The sequence below is a fragment of the Pseudomonas sp. NFXW11 genome (assembly GCF_049887815.1).
Taxonomy (GTDB): domain Bacteria; phylum Pseudomonadota; class Gammaproteobacteria; order Pseudomonadales; family Pseudomonadaceae; genus Aquipseudomonas.
In genome coordinates this window covers 268,215-282,271 of sequence record NZ_JAGEKI010000001.1, presented here as the reverse complement: position 1 = coordinate 282,271, position 14,057 = coordinate 268,215, and the positions used below count along the sequence as shown (strand labels likewise).

The following is a 14,057-nucleotide window of genomic DNA, read 5'->3' as shown; positions in this document are numbered from 1 at the left end:
GCATTGGTTTTTCTACGGGACGCCACGAAAAAAGGGCTTTTCAGCCCATCAATGCCATCAACTGATGTGCGCCCATCACCTTGATCGCTCTTTTCAGGTTATAGGCCTGCACCGCCAGTGCCATTTCGGCTCTGGCGCCTTTCAGCTGTCGCAGCAAGAACCGGCCATTGCCAAATAGCCATTGCTTGAGGTTGCCGAAGGGGTGTTCGACGATGGATCGCCGGCTGACCATCATTTCCGGATGAGCCTGCATTCGCAGCTCCATCCGCTCAAAAGCGGCTTCATGAGCATGGCGCGTGACGTAGCGGCGGCTCGCTTTGGTGCAGTGGCTTTTTAACGGGCAAACATTGCAATCGGCGATAGGTGCCTGATAAATCCGGTCACCTTTGTTCATCTGCTTAAGCGTTAACAACTTGCCGGCAGGGCATTGATAAGCGTCGCTTTGCTCATCGTATTTGAAGTCCGTACGATCGAAAAACTCCGCATCGCCACCTTGATTGTTGACCGATCGATTAGGGGGGGTACGAACGCCGTGATGTCCGCGTCTTCACAGGCTTGAAACTGTTCGCCATTGGAGTAACCGGCGTCGGCAGTGACGTTTAATTGCGGTTGCTGCAACTCAGCTTTAGCGGCTTTTGCCATCGGCTCAAGCTGACGGTTGTCGATGCCTTGCTGAGTGACTTCGTGGTGCAAAATCAGACAGTGTTTGCCATCCACGGCACTTTGGATGTTGTACGTCACGAACTTGCCAGAAGGCGTGCGTATTTTTTGCGCATCGGACTCGCCCACAACGTGTTGAACCAGACCTTGAGCTTCCATCAGCCCTTGGCAGGTCTGGTTATTGGCCTTTTTATCTGTAACTCACGAAGCGCTGCCTGCACCGCCGAACGGTGATGGCACTGTGAGGATCTGAGACCGGCAGGCCTCGGATTTTGCGGTAGCATGCTTGATACACCAACGCTTCCGCGCGCTGGGATTTAGGGAGCAGGAAAGTGGGAAGGACATTCGCTTTCGTTGATGAGTCGGGTAATCATGACCTGGATACCTCAAAATCAGGTAGTTCCGGATTCTTCGTGGTTTGCTCGATTCTTGTCGCAGAGAAGGATCTACCTCGGGCCTATGAACATGCTGAGGCACTCAGGTCACTGCACTTCCAGACGGGTGAGATCAAGTCCAGCAAACTGAACGCCAAGAATTCGAATCGGCGCGAGAAGATCTTGGTCGACCTCTCCGAGCTGCCGTTGAAGCTCTATTTCACGGTCGTGGACAAGGAGCGGGTGTATCAGGACGGCGGCTTGCAGTTCAAACAGTCCTTCATCAAGTACGTGAACAACCTTCTATATGCTCGTCTTTTCAACCATTGCCCTGACCTACATATGACGGTTGATGAACATGGTGGGCCAGAGTTTCAGGCCAGTCTGCGAGACTATGTCGAAGCACGATACGCTGATGATCTCTTCGGTGATGCAGCGTTCCAGACCAAAAGCAGCAAGGACGATGTCCTGATCCAGGTAGCTGACTTTTTCGCCGGTACCGTCGCCCACATCTATGAGGGCAAAGCCTCCGCAGAGGTCGTCGAGGCCTACAAGAATATCTTGCGAGGCTCCACGTTAGGCCTGTTGGAATGGCCACCTCAGTACCAACCGCTTATCCCGCCGCCAATGGATGATGAGGCGTATGCCAACCACCGGGTACACCAACAAGCGTTAAAGCAAGCAGACCAATTTCTTTCCAGAATTGGTGATCACCCCGATGAAGATGATCGCTTGCAGCTCTGCATCCTGGACTACCTGCGTTTCAGAAGTGAATTTGTCAGTGACGAGTACGTCTCCACCGGCGACATCGCGAAGCACCTGGTCGACAGGGGTTTTCAGGGGCTTACGGAGCAGAAAATCAGATCGAGCGGTATCGCCAAGCTTCGCGACGCCGAAGTGATCATCGCCAGTGCTGTAAAGGGCTACAAAATTCCGCGATCACGTGCTGATATCAATGATTTCCTAGAGCTGGCATCGAGTCAGATTCTTCCGCTTCTGGATCGGGTCAAGAAGGCTAGGGATGTCTATAGACTCAGCAGCGTGGGGGAATACGACATCTTGGCAGCGGAGCAATTTGCCCAGCTCAGGAAACTGCTCTCATCGCTTGAGGTGCTGTGACGGCATGAGTCAAAGAGGGGGAGGCGGGGACATGCCTAGGGTTTGCCGGACGCATCGACGTATCGACCGACAGACAGGTTTAGCAGCGACTCCACCCTCGGCCGTATGTGCGACAACCTGCAGGGTTACTGGGTGCACGCCGATTACAGCCGCTGATCTGGAGTTGAGTATCTGTCAGGCTTCGGTAACGAGTGCGGTCTGGCAGAGCATTGATGATATGGCTTTCAAAGCGCCGCTCAATGACGTCGGCGACATCTGCAAATACGACCTCGATGTTAGCCTGGGTGGTTGAGTTCTGGCGGGCGCGCGGAATGTAACGGGTGACGCACCAGGACAGATACCGCTTCAGCAACCGCAGGTACTGGTCACGGGTACGCGGATCGATCTGAGGAAAAGCTGCCGTTTCAGCTTTGCCAACTCGGGCGACAAGGTTGTCGGCCTGACGGCCGCTTTGGAGCCAGATGGCGTAACCATCCAGCAACGCCAGAATCGACTCGAAGTGGCAGGCCAAGATGGCGTCATTAATGGCGCCGCGTCTCCGGTTTGCACGAGCAGCGGTACACGCAGACCTGAAGAGAAATGGCACTGAATCAGTTTCATCGGCAACCCCCTCATTCAATTAATCGCCATGAACACGGAGCACATGGCCCGTTGAGAGAGTGGATGCCAGAAACGGATTTGTCGAATCAGTACCTTACGAGGCTCATGAACGTTTCTAGCATAGCACATCATTTAACATAATATACATTATGCGTAATTATATAATGCGCCACCAAGGTCAGTGCAGGCCGGATTTGAAGCTCCGGCCTGCTGGTTTGCATGGACATCACGCAGGAGAAAAAACCAGCCTGGCTAACCCCGGCTTTTCATCAGGCAAACAACGCTAGCGCCGCTTCATCCCACTGATGACCCGCTTCGGACCAACCTTTGCCGACCTGCTCCGGGAATCCGGATCGGCAATATCCTTGCCTGGCATCGAAATCAAATACCGCGTGGGGATAATCATTGATCAGCAGCACCGCCTTGCAGTGATCGGTCGACCAGCCGATCTTCACCACCGAGGGCTTATCACTGTCAGAAACATCGGCGACGTTGTAGATATGCAGCGCATCGTTAATCGGGTTGTCGTCGGCCGCCGTATCCAGGGCGTAGAAATAGCCGGTGTCTCCGTCGTCTTCGAAAACCACGGCGAAGGAACCTTCCTCCGCAGGCGCCTCGAGCACCAATTCCTGGCCTACCTTCAATTCACTTTCTGCTGCTAGATAAATGGGCATTGCGGCGATCCCTGTCCCTTTGAGTGTTAAAGAGCGCGCATGATGACAACCCGGTGTTATCCCGGCAATCTCCGGCGCTAAGGCTTCTCAAGCTAGCACTCATCAAGCGCTCTCCTTACGAGCAACCCCGGATTTTATCAACTTGTCAATAGTATCGATGAGCGACTGTGCGCAACGCTGTACGGTAGTAGGCTTTCATGGCGTAACAGCATGCGAGTGCTCGATCTGTTCAGTGTTGTTAAAGGCAGGTCAGGCCATTGCATAAGGCACATGTCAGATAACTGAAAGGATTCGAACATGAAAAAGTCCATCACTGCTCTGGCGTTATCCGCGACGCTCGCTTTAACCGCAACTGTCGCGAACGCTTCCGTGCATCCGACCACCATCAAGGCTCCCCAGACCGTCAATCAAACGACAGCTGCTAATGACACTCCTTTTGGAACCCAGCAGAAAGCTGGCGAAATCCAGATGGCCAGCCTGGCCAGAAGTTGTTCCGATGACCGATATTCCTGGTGGGAATACAGCGGTTGGGAAATCGTCGGCTGCCTCGTCAGCGGCCAGTGGTAATGATTCAGACGGGCCTGGTGCGCGACTTGTGTGGCAAGCACGCCCCAGAGCCCGTTGTAGGCTCCCCAGGTTCAGAATCGCTACAGGTCACACCTGCGGATAGCGCTTGAACAACTCACTCTGCTCCAGACGCCGCGCATGTTCGGCAAACGCCGGAAAGTCACCGGCCTTGACCACCTCGGGCAGCATCAATTGCATAAACGACCAGGCCACTGCACTGGTGATACCCGCCTGATCAGGTCGTTCGACGGATGTCGGTTGCTGCGCGGCCAGCAACTGTTCCAGTGCGCCACAGGCGGCCAGCAATTGCCCGGTTACCCGTGCAACCCAGGGGTGGTGGAGCTTCTCGCTCGGCCTGAGGTTGTGTTCATAGACGATTTGCACGGCCTTTTCGCATGCCGCCAACGCCAGCCCGAGGACTTGCAGCGCCTGGGCCAATGCCTGGGGTTGTTGCGGTAGCAGCTTGGCATCTGCGCGGCTCTGGGCCTCGAAATAATCGATGATCAAGGTCGAATCCATTAGCAATGTGCCGTCATCGAGCACCAGGCTCGGCGCCTTTACCACGGGATTGATCCTGGAAAAGGCCTCGAAGGTGCTGAACACCGACAACGGCTCATGTTCAAAATCGACCCCGAGCCGATCCAGGCTAATAGCCACTCGGCGCACATAGGGTGAGTCCAGCATGCCAATCAGTTTCATCCATTGATTCCTTGGTTGATGGTGAGTTGCAGTGCCAACGGCGCTTGTCTGAAAGACCAGGAACGTCGATTGGTGCGCTTGGCGCTGTCCGTCTCGACAGGCGCCAGTTGCAGCACGCCTTCGCCATCGATCAGGGCCAGCCCGGCTGGCAGTCGCACCTGCTCACCGGGGCCAATGGTGAAATCGCTGCCCGCGCTGCTGATCCAGTGGCGACCACTCACTGCCTGGGTGTAGATGTCCTGGGCAAAGCACAGCTTGAGCAGTTGCCTCCTGGCCAGTGACACCCGCAACCACTGCGGTTCGTCAGCAGAACGCTGGCCCATCGGGGCTGGACTGGCTATCCGTGCATTGCCCATTGCCTGATCCTCTTGCGCGCCTGACACTTCACTGCGCCTTACAGTAATCAGAAAAAACCGCCTAAAATATCGGTATTTTTTCGCATAAACCGTAAGAAGATCTTACATGTCCGACATTCCACCCATCACTTGCCTGCGCAGTTTCGAGTCGGTTGCCAGGCTGGGCAGTGTCACTGCTGCCGCCAAGGAACTGCATGTGACCCACTCGGCCATCAGCCAGCAAATCAAGGTGCTGGAGGAACTGCTCGGCGTGACCCTGTTCGTGCGCCAGGGCCGAGGCCTGCGGGTCAGCGAGGACGGCCGCTTGTACGCCTTGCAGATCCGTGCCGCGCTGGGTGGCATCGCCGAGGCCACGCGGCTGGTCAAGACCCAGCCCAGAACCACCGAGCTGGTGGTGGCGGTACTGCCCTCCTTCGGCTTGAACTGGCTGCTGCCCCGTTTGCCGCGCTTCCAGCAGTTGCATCCACAGATCGGTATTCGCCTACAGGCCAGCCTGGCGATCTCCAACCTGGGCCAGGAATCTGTCGACCTGGCAATTCGCATGGGCAAGGGCGATTGGGACGCACAGCAACAACGCTTGCTGTTCCACGATGAAACCCTGGTGGTGGCAGCGCCGCATTTCAATGGCGGGCACTTGCCGCAGAGCACGGAAGAAATTCTCACCAGCCCCATCGTGTTCAATACCGAGTCATGGCAGCCCTGGTGCCAGGCCGCGGGCCTGGATATCGAGGTGCCGCGCAGTGGGCTGTGCAGCAATGATTCAAACCTGGTGCTGCAGGCCGTGCGCCTGGGCCAAGGCATCGCGCTGGAGCGGCGCAGCCTGGTGCACGACGCCATCCTGCGTGGCGAGCTGGTGCAGATCAGTCCCCATAGCGCGCCCTACCCCTACCCTTACTGGCTGGTGCTGCCCAACCGCGAGCATGTCCAGGTTCACCAACAGCTGTTTGCCGACTGGCTGAGCGCAGAGGTCGAGCAGTACTTGAGCCAGCTGGACCAGAGCAAGGCTCAAGCACCAGGCTAACCCCGCACTCGGGCGCCCAGTGGTAGCCGGCACTGCATGACAACCAGCCAAAGTTAACTATTACTAGTTGATCAGGCTGATTCCCGGCTTTGGCGCCGGGCCGTGCAAGGAGCGCAGAAGATGCAGGTCCAACCGTCAGATACAGCCCCTGCACGCAGCAGATCGCTGCTCAATATGCGCCCCATGCTGGGCTTTCTGGCATTGCTGGTGTTGGGCGTGACGTCCATCACCGCCTGGTGGCAGGCGCCCTCGCCCTTTCCCATCAGCCACCAACAAACGCGGCTGGAGTGGTTCACCACGCCCATTGAGCGCAATGCACCGCTGCGCCTGCCGGCCATTCCCTCTTCTCTGAACGCCGTAAACACCCTAGGCAACCAGCGGGCCTGGGCCGTGGGGCTGGGGGGCGGGATTTTTACCAGCACCGATGCCGGCAACAGCTGGGCATCCCAACCCTCACCCGTGAAGGCCAACCTGCGTGGCCTGCATTTCCAGGCCGACGGACGCCAGGCCTGGATCGTGGGTGATGGCGGCACCCTGCTCAGCAGCGACGACGCCGGCGCCAGTTGGCGCGATCGTTCGTTGCAGCCGGCGCGTGATGGCTTGATCGATCTGCTGGCGATTGAAGTCAACGAACGCACTCGGCAAATCTGGGTAGTCGGTGCCCTGGGCGTGCTGTTGTCGAGCAATAACGATGGCAGCACCTGGCGACGCGAGCTTATCGGCCAGGCGGATGCCAGCTCGATCCGCTTCAGCGCAGACGGTGCCCGCGGCTGGATCACCGCACGGGGCACTGTCCTGTTCAGCACCAATCAGGGAGCTACCTGGACGGCTGCGGCCATGGCCGGGCCTTCGGCCAAAACCGGCGGTCCGGCGCCACAATTCAAGGCGGTCTGGTTCACCGGGCAGTACGGCTGGGCCGTGGGGGAAAACGGCGTCATCGTCAGCTCCTCGAACTATGGCCGCAACTGGTCGGCGCCCCAGGCAACGCCCACCCGGGTCACCTTGAACAGCATTGTCGGCAGTAACGAAGGGCTCTGGGCCGTGGGCGACAAGGGCACCCTACTGTTCAGCGACGATGGTGTGTCCTGGCAATTGCTGGACAGCGGCACCCAGGCGGACCTGCGCGACCTGGCCTTGTTCGCCAGCCCGCAGCAAACGGTGCACAACAGCCTGCTGCTGCCCTGGCTGCGCGCGGCGAAACGTCAGCGCCTGATGTGCGATGGCCGTAATCTGCCGTCAGGCGAAGCCTCGGGCCTGCCCGATTCGGTCTCTTCATCCGCCGAGCAAAGCGTGCTGCCACCCTTGCCTGAGCCGTTCACCGGGCAAACCGAGTCAGCGCCCGAACCGACACCTGTGGCCCCGGTAACCAGCGACCCAAGCCTGGGCCGCAACCTGCTGTCATATGCAGCAACGGGGCCCGGCATTGCGGTGGGCGACGCCGGCACCATCATCACCCGCCGCAGTGACGGCCTTTGGGCCCCGCGGAGCAGCGCCGCGCATAGGCTGCTGCGCAGTGTCCAGGTCAGTGACAACGGCAAGACAGTGATTGCCCTGGGCGATTCCGGCACCCTCCTCAGCTCCCGCGATGGCGCTGACAGCTGGTACAGCAACACCGACTTCGCCAACCAGCGCCTCAACGGCTCCCACCTTACGGGTGACGGCCTGGGTGCCTGGGCCGTGGGCGATAACGGGCGGATCCTGTCCAGTCGCGATGCCGGAGCCAACTGGAGCGAGCAGGCCAGCACCACCAGCAACGATCTGCTGGCGGTGGATTTCGACGCCTCCGGGCGGTTCGGCATCGCCAGTGGACGCGAGCGCACCCTGCTCTACACCCACAACGGCGGTGATACCTGGGCTGCGGCCCACGAGCAGAGATCGCCCGGCCAGAACCCGCCGGAGGCCTTTGGCACCTTCTACGCGGTGCACCTGGATGCCGCCGGGGTCAACGCCTGGGCCGTCGGCGATCAGGGCCTGATTGCCAGCAGCACTGACGCCGGCAAAACCTGGGATGCAGTACAGATGCTGCCCTCCCCCCTAAGCCAGTCGGCAGATCAGCCATTGTCTGCCCTGGCCATGAACCTCAGGGCCGTGGCGTTCCTTGCCGATGGCCGCACCGGCTGGATTGCCGGTGACAACGGGGTGATCGCCAAGACCCTCGACGGGGGTGCCAGCTGGCGAGTCAAGCACCGGCAGGACGGCGTTGCCCTGAGCGGATTGCAGATGCGCGACGATGGCACGGGAGGCTGGGCCAGCAGCAGCGACGGGCTGATCCTGGTGTCCACCGACCAGGGCGAAACCTGGGCCCCGGCCCACAGCGACAGCGCGTCGCCACGGCTGGCCCTGGCCATGGCGCAGAACGGCGTCAGTGGCCTGAGCGTGGGTTATCCGCCGGCGCTGTGGCGCACCACCGACGGCGGCCAAAGCTGGGCCAGCCTGCCCTGGCCCCTGAGCCACCGGCAGTACCCGGCGCCCTGGTTCTGGTTCGCCCTGGCGCTGTGCGCGCTGCTGGTGTGGCTGATGTTTCGCCCACGACCCAGCGATGACAGCGGCGCCGCCGCCATTGCTGCCACCGATGCCCCCACCGATGACAGCGACAAAGACAGCCTCGGCGTCGCCCCGCTGGCCCGGGGCATCTCCCGCTTCCTGCGCAACACCCGTACCGAGCCGCCCTTGACCCTGGCCATCTCCGGCGGCTGGGGCGCGGGCAAAAGCAGCCTGATGGCGCTGATCTGCCAAGACCTGCGACGCTACAAGTACCGCCCGGTGTGGTTCAACGCCTGGCATCACCAAAGCGAAGAGCAGTTGCTGGCCTCGCTGCTCAACGCCATCGACCAGCAAGGCTTGCCGTCACTGCTGTCCCTGGATGGCTGGGCGTTCCGTCTGCACCTGCTGTGGATCAGGTCGCGCCGGCATCTGCTGCTGGCCCTGGGGCTGGTGGCGGCGGCCTCGTGCCTGGTGAGCTACCTGCTGACCCATCCACTGGATGAGTGGGGGCGACTCTGGCAATGGCTGCAGAGCCTGGTGGCCATGCAAGACAAGGGCGTGCAACTGAGCCGCAGCGATGTCGGCAAGCTGCTGGGCCAACTGGCCACCGGCCTGGTTACCTTCAAGACCCTGCTGAGTTCGATGAAGGCCTTTGGCGTGAGCCCGGCGACGCTGCTGTCGGACACCGCAAAACGCCTGCGCACCAGTGACGGGCAGAGCCCAACCAGCTTTCGCTCGACCTTCGCCCGCCAGTTCGGCGAAGTGACCGAGGCCCTGCCTTATCGCACAGTGATCGTCATCGACGACCTGGACCGCTGTCGTCCGGAAATCATCCTGACCATCATGGAAGCGGTGAACTTCCTGGTCACCTCTGGCCGTTGCTTTGTGATTTTCGGCATGGACACCTGCTACATCCGCACCGCCCTGGGCCTGCACTTCGAGAAATTCGCCGATGAACTGGCGCTGCGCCAGAAGCGCGACAACCCCGAGCAGCCTGAGCCCTCGGCTGCGGAACGACGCTGGAACTACGCCGGCAACTACCTGGAAAAACTGGTCAACCTGGAAATCCAGGTGCCCCAGCACGCGGACCTTTCGCCACTGCTGCGCTCGTCCCCAAGCGACAGCGCCCAGACCCGCAGCTTTATGCAGAGCGTTGGGCATTTCTGGCCTTTCTATCTGTTTGCCCTGGTCATGACCCTGGGGATCGCCACCGGTAAGTTCATCCAGTTGCCGCTGTCTCCGGCACCGCTGCAGCCGCCGGCAAGCGTCGCCAGCACGGTGCCGACCCCGGCTCCGGGGCCGCAAGGCGACAGCCTGGGCAAGGGCCCAACTACAAGGGTGCAACTGCCCCCCACCCTCAGCAACACGAAACAGCCGTTGCAAACACAAGACCTGCACGTGCAGGCCAGCCAGCACCACCCCATGGCCATCTGGAGCCTGGCCGCGGCCTTGCTGCTGTTTGTCCTGTTCAGCCTGGGCGTGGGGCTGTATCGCCTGCGTACCAGCATGCGCCAGGTCAACGACTCCACGGCCTTCAACCAGGCCCTGGATGCCTGGTTACCCGTGGTGCGCAAGCGCCATGCCACGCCGCGGGCGATCAAGCGCTTCATCAACCGCATCCGCTATCTGGCCATGCTGCAGCAAGGCGAGAAGCTGGATCGCTCGCTGTTCGATGAACTGCTCAGGCGCCGCCCCGCCAATGGCCCGGGGCGCAGCCGGGCCGTGCAGGAACACCGCCTGGTGGCGCTCGGCGCCCTGCACGAGATCTACCAGGAGCGGTGGCGTCACGGCGTCAAGGAACACCCAGACGACCTTGCCTCGGTGATCGACGACTACCGGCAAAGAACCCGCTCGGAGTGGCCACCGGCCGATGCCGAGCTGGACGCCTTCGAAAGCTCGCTGCGGGGCGTGCGGGTGGCCGGGGAAGTGCAATTGCTGGCCGATGATGAACCCGGTGCGAGCAGCGCCAGCTACAAGCAGTAGCGCCCACCTTGAGCCACCCGGGATTGGCGAAAGCGCCTGACCAGGCGCTCTGTGGGGGTTTGCCGGGACACGGGCCGCAGCGGCAAGTATGGCCGCACCCGCCGAGTCTCTATAGTCCGTGCGCAGCGGCCTGGAAGGACTCCAGGTCGCTTGCACGCCATCGGCCAATCAACAGGAGCAGCACTATGTACAAGATCAAGGATGATGCGTATTCCCCGGGTATTGAATCTATCCAGCAGCCCTCGTCGTTCGTTCTGACCGCCCTCCGCGCCCATCGGTGCCTTTAGCGGCGCCCCGCCGCTGCCCCCAGCAACTTTGAATCTTCAACATTCCGCGCCGTGACCGCCCAGCCAGTCACCGCGTTTGCGTGCCTCAAAACAAAATAGAACGGGTGTGTCATGACCGCGACAAGCTTTCCAGATCAGACTGCTGCCAACCTCTTGCCTATCGAGCCTGCAAGCCCGGCCTTTACCTTTCGCAGGGGGCATAGCGAGGATATCGAGCGCCTCGCCGAATTGTTCCAGAGCGTCTATGGGCAAACCACCCATCCGTGCCAGAAGCCTGGCTATATCCGCAGTTCGATGGGCTCCGGGCAGCAGCAATGGTTCGTTGCCGAAGAAGATGGGGCTATCGTCGGCTGCACCTGTATCGCTCGGCGCCCATGGAACCTGGCATGGGAGGTGTGCCATGGGGTGATCCGCCCCGAGGCCCGACGCAGCGGCGCCATCTCCCATCTGGTCGGGCTCAGCCTGGAGAACCACCAGCCCGCCCCCCTGGAGCTGGGGTTCTACATCACCCGCAATATCGCCAGCCATGCGCTGATGAAAAAGATCAAGCCAGCACTCCTGGTTGGCCACGACGGCGGCCCGGACAAGGTCGACGGCATTCGCGAATATCACCTGACCGCCATTCACCCCCCCATCCGGGACGGCTTTGTGCATGTCGCTCCCTGGTATGTCCGCGAGCCCTGCGCCGACTTTATCGGCCACTACCTGTACCCCTCATTGCAACTGCTGCCAGCGCCGGGCAACTACCCGCAAACCTGCCTGAGCGGCGCGCCGGGTGGCACGCGGCATGGGCAGCTGGGTTATACCCATGACGCCGAAGCCAATGCCCTGATGATCTCCGGCCAGGCGGGAGCCAGCGCCTCGGAACAGGAAGTCCTGCTGGAGCTCAATGCGCTGTTGCACGCCTGGAAACAGGTGGAATACGTGAACCTGCATATCCTCGCAGACAAGTTGGACCTGCTGGCCGAGCTGATGAAACTGGGCTTTGCGATCACCGCCTACCTGCCCGCCTGGCACCTGCAGGCAGGCGCTCGGTACGACTGCATCATGCTGGTCCGCCAAAGCTTTGCCCAAGCGCCGCACAGTCATGGTTTCGATGATGAGGTGGCCTTCTTCGATCAGGCCTACGCCCGGCTAGCGGACGGCCTCTGCAGCCTGTGCCCCGCACACAACCTGCCAACCGCCATTTAACCGACCAGGGGCCGCAAGGCCCCTGGCAGATGACTCCTGGAGATATAAAAAGTGACCAAAGAACAATGGCTTAGCGTTAGGAAACAGATTCCGGATGGCGCCAAGCAACCCTGGACCGTGCTGCTCTGGACGGTTGACCTGCTGCTGCTGGCACTGGCCTGGAACCTGTGGCTCGACACCTCCGTGGGCCTACAGGTGCTGGGCCTGGTGCTGGCGGGCTTCGCCACCTTGCAGATCTACCTGATCCTGCATGAGGCCCTGCACGGCGCGGTCTCGGAAAATCGCAACCTCAACAACTTTATCGGTCACTGCAGTGGCTGGTTGATCGCCTTGCCCTTCCTGGTTCGGCGGCGCTTCCACATGGCCCACCACACCTGGACCGCGCACCCGCTGAACGATCCGGAAAACCGCGGCATGATCGAGAAGTTCGCGGTCATGACCAAGCAGCAGGAGCGGACCCTGGAATTCATGTGGAAGCACTGGATCCCGATGATCGCCGCCAATCATTTCCTGCTGAACTGGCGCGCGCCCTTTATTGCCTGGGCCAAGGGCGACACCACGCCACGCATCGCCAAGGAAAAGCGTTTTGCCCGCCTGTACCTGGTGGGCTACCTGATGCTGGCCGGGGTGGCGCTGTATTTTGGCCACCTGGCGGATCTGCTGCTGTTCTACCTGATCACCTGGCTGTTCCTGTTCTTCATGGTGGAACTGCTGAACCTGCCCCACCACGCCGAGGCCCCGTTGCTGGCCAAGGATGCCGAGCGCCTGCAGTACTGGGAACAGGACCTGGTGTCCCACGACTGCAAGAACCTGCCGATCTGGTCGCGCCTGGTGATCCTCAATTTCAACCTGCACATCGTGCACCACGCCTTTCCATCCGTGCCCTGGTACCGCCTGGCCGAAGTGCAGAAGCTGCTGCACGAGAAAGAACCCCAGCAGCCTGCGGCGACGCAGATCAGTGAATGGGACTTTGCCTGGACCAACCGTCGCCGGCCGTTGTTGAAGCTGATGGGCCACTTCTTCGACCACCGGGCCTGAAACAGCAACGACAGGCCTCGCGCATCGGGGCCTGTCGCCGGGCTCCCTGCAGGCCGGGCGAGCCTTTTGGCCTGGCAAGCAGCTTCACTGATCGCGAACAATCCCCGGCGTCATGGGTGACATCTGTGCGTCGCGGTCCGGGTGATCGCGTTCGAGAAAGCGCCGTAGCCCCTCCTCGGTTTCCGGCTGATGAATCGAGCGGTTGAAACACTGGGCCTCGATCTTCAAGCCTTCATCCAGGGGCAGTCCATAACCACGAATCGCCGCCTCTTTGTCCGTTCGCATGGCGGGTTGCGGCAGGCCGGCGAGGACTGCGGCCAACTCCATCGCCCGTTTAAGCGAACGTCCGCTGGGCACCACTTCATTGACCAGGCCAATGCGGTACGCCTCTTCAGCGTCGATCACCTTGCCCGTGAGGATCAGCTCCATGGCCCGGCCCATGCCGACAATCCGCGGCAGACGCTGGGTGCCACCATCGGCCAGGCCGATATTCCAGCGCCGGCAGGTGACGCCGAACGAGGCATGCTCTTCCGCGATGCGCAGGTCGGCAAAACACGCCCATTCCAGGCCACCGGCATAGGCCACGCCATTGACCGCGGCGATCACCGGCTTGTAGATATCGGTCCAGCGGCTTGGGCCGATGATCCCCGGGCGTTCACCGCGGTCATGGGCGGCCATCTCCTCGGCATCGACCGGCACCAGTTGCGCGGCGGCCTTGAGGTCACCGCCGGCGCAAAAGGCCCGGTCGCCGGTTCCGGTAATGACCGCGACTCGCGCGCTGTCATCGTCGCGAAACCGGGTCCAGGCCTCGATCAGTTCCCGATGGGTGAGCGGGCCGATGCAATTGCGCTGTTCAGGACGATTGAAGCGAATGACCACTACCGCCCCATGCTGCTCGTAGGCAATTTCCTTGAAGTTCATACAGGCTTCCTTTGCTGGTCGTGGCGTGGCCTGGCGAAGCCCGGAGGGCTGGCGCAGCGGCGCCTGGCAATCGATTGCAGGTT

11 protein-coding genes and 1 pseudogene are annotated in these 14,057 nt (G+C 60.9%); 6 read left to right on the top strand and 6 right to left on the bottom strand.

What is annotated here, in order from left to right; all coding sequences use genetic code 11:
- Positions 1 to 40: 40 nt before the first annotated feature.
- Positions 41 to 890 (bottom strand): annotated as a pseudogene (locus J4P02_RS01275) (transposase); the annotation flags it as partial.
- A 102-nt stretch (positions 891 to 992) separates the two neighbouring features.
- Between J4P02_RS01275 and J4P02_RS01270 the strand changes: the two are divergent.
- The gene (locus tag J4P02_RS01270; RefSeq protein WP_426186914.1) at positions 993 to 2,153 is read left to right on the top strand and encodes a DUF3800 domain-containing protein; all 1,161 of its coding nucleotides are present in this window, start codon (positions 993 to 995) and stop codon (positions 2,151 to 2,153) included.
- A 79-nt stretch (positions 2,154 to 2,232) separates the two neighbouring features.
- Here J4P02_RS01270 and J4P02_RS01265 read toward each other — a convergent pair whose 3' ends face one another.
- Both J4P02_RS01265 and J4P02_RS01260 read right to left on the bottom strand, forming a co-directional pair.
- Entirely contained in the window at positions 2,233 to 2,664 is a 432-nt protein-coding gene (locus tag J4P02_RS01265; protein WP_426186911.1) for a hypothetical protein, read from the bottom strand.
- A 358-nt stretch (positions 2,665 to 3,022) separates the two neighbouring features.
- A complete protein-coding gene (locus tag J4P02_RS01260) occupies positions 3,023 to 3,427 on the bottom strand; it encodes a DUF2251 domain-containing protein (protein ID WP_426186908.1) in 405 nt (134 codons plus the stop codon).
- A gap of 297 nt (positions 3,428 to 3,724) precedes the next feature.
- Between J4P02_RS01260 and J4P02_RS01255 the strand changes: the two genes are divergently transcribed.
- Positions 3,725 to 3,994 (top strand): hypothetical protein, encoded by a 270-nt coding sequence (locus J4P02_RS01255; RefSeq protein ID WP_426186905.1) that lies wholly within the window; start codon positions 3,725 to 3,727, stop codon positions 3,992 to 3,994.
- An 87-nt stretch (positions 3,995 to 4,081) separates the two neighbouring features.
- Here J4P02_RS01255 and J4P02_RS01250 read toward each other — a convergent pair whose 3' ends face one another.
- Positions 4,082 to 4,693, bottom strand: a complete 612-nt coding sequence (locus J4P02_RS01250; protein ID WP_426186902.1) for a glutathione S-transferase — start codon at positions 4,691 to 4,693, stop codon at positions 4,082 to 4,084.
- Entirely contained in the window at positions 4,690 to 5,016 is a 327-nt protein-coding gene (locus J4P02_RS01245; RefSeq protein ID WP_426186899.1) for a hypothetical protein, read from the bottom strand. The genes J4P02_RS01250 and J4P02_RS01245 overlap by 4 nt, the downstream gene beginning before the upstream one ends.
- A 139-nt stretch (positions 5,017 to 5,155) precedes the next feature.
- On the opposite strand from J4P02_RS01245, the gene J4P02_RS01240 reads away from it, so the two are divergent.
- The 4 genes from J4P02_RS01240 to J4P02_RS01225 all read left to right on the top strand — a co-directional run bounded on the left by J4P02_RS01240 (position 5,156) and on the right by J4P02_RS01225 (position 13,053).
- Positions 5,156 to 6,070 carry a LysR substrate-binding domain-containing protein gene (locus J4P02_RS01240; protein WP_426186896.1) on the top strand — a complete coding sequence of 305 codons (915 nt, stop codon included), beginning with the start codon at positions 5,156 to 5,158 and terminating at the stop codon, positions 6,068 to 6,070.
- A gap of 183 nt (positions 6,071 to 6,253) precedes the next feature.
- Positions 6,254 to 10,537 carry a YCF48-related protein gene (locus tag J4P02_RS01235; RefSeq protein ID WP_426186893.1) on the top strand — a complete coding sequence of 1,428 codons (4,284 nt, stop codon included), beginning with the start codon at positions 6,254 to 6,256 and terminating at the stop codon, positions 10,535 to 10,537.
- 398 nt (positions 10,538 to 10,935) lie between these two features.
- Entirely contained in the window at positions 10,936 to 12,015 is a 1,080-nt protein-coding gene (locus tag J4P02_RS01230) for a GNAT family N-acetyltransferase (protein ID WP_426186890.1), read from the top strand.
- Positions 12,016 to 12,066: 51 nt separating this feature from the next.
- A complete protein-coding gene (locus J4P02_RS01225; RefSeq protein WP_426186887.1) occupies positions 12,067 to 13,053 on the top strand; it encodes a fatty acid desaturase family protein in 987 nt (328 codons plus the stop codon).
- An 84-nt stretch (positions 13,054 to 13,137) separates the two neighbouring features.
- On the opposite strand, the gene J4P02_RS01220 is transcribed toward J4P02_RS01225, so the two are convergent.
- Positions 13,138 to 13,974 (bottom strand): enoyl-CoA hydratase/isomerase family protein, encoded by an 837-nt coding sequence (locus J4P02_RS01220; RefSeq protein WP_426186884.1) that lies wholly within the window; start codon positions 13,972 to 13,974, stop codon positions 13,138 to 13,140.
- Positions 13,975 to 14,057: the final 83 nt, after the last annotated feature.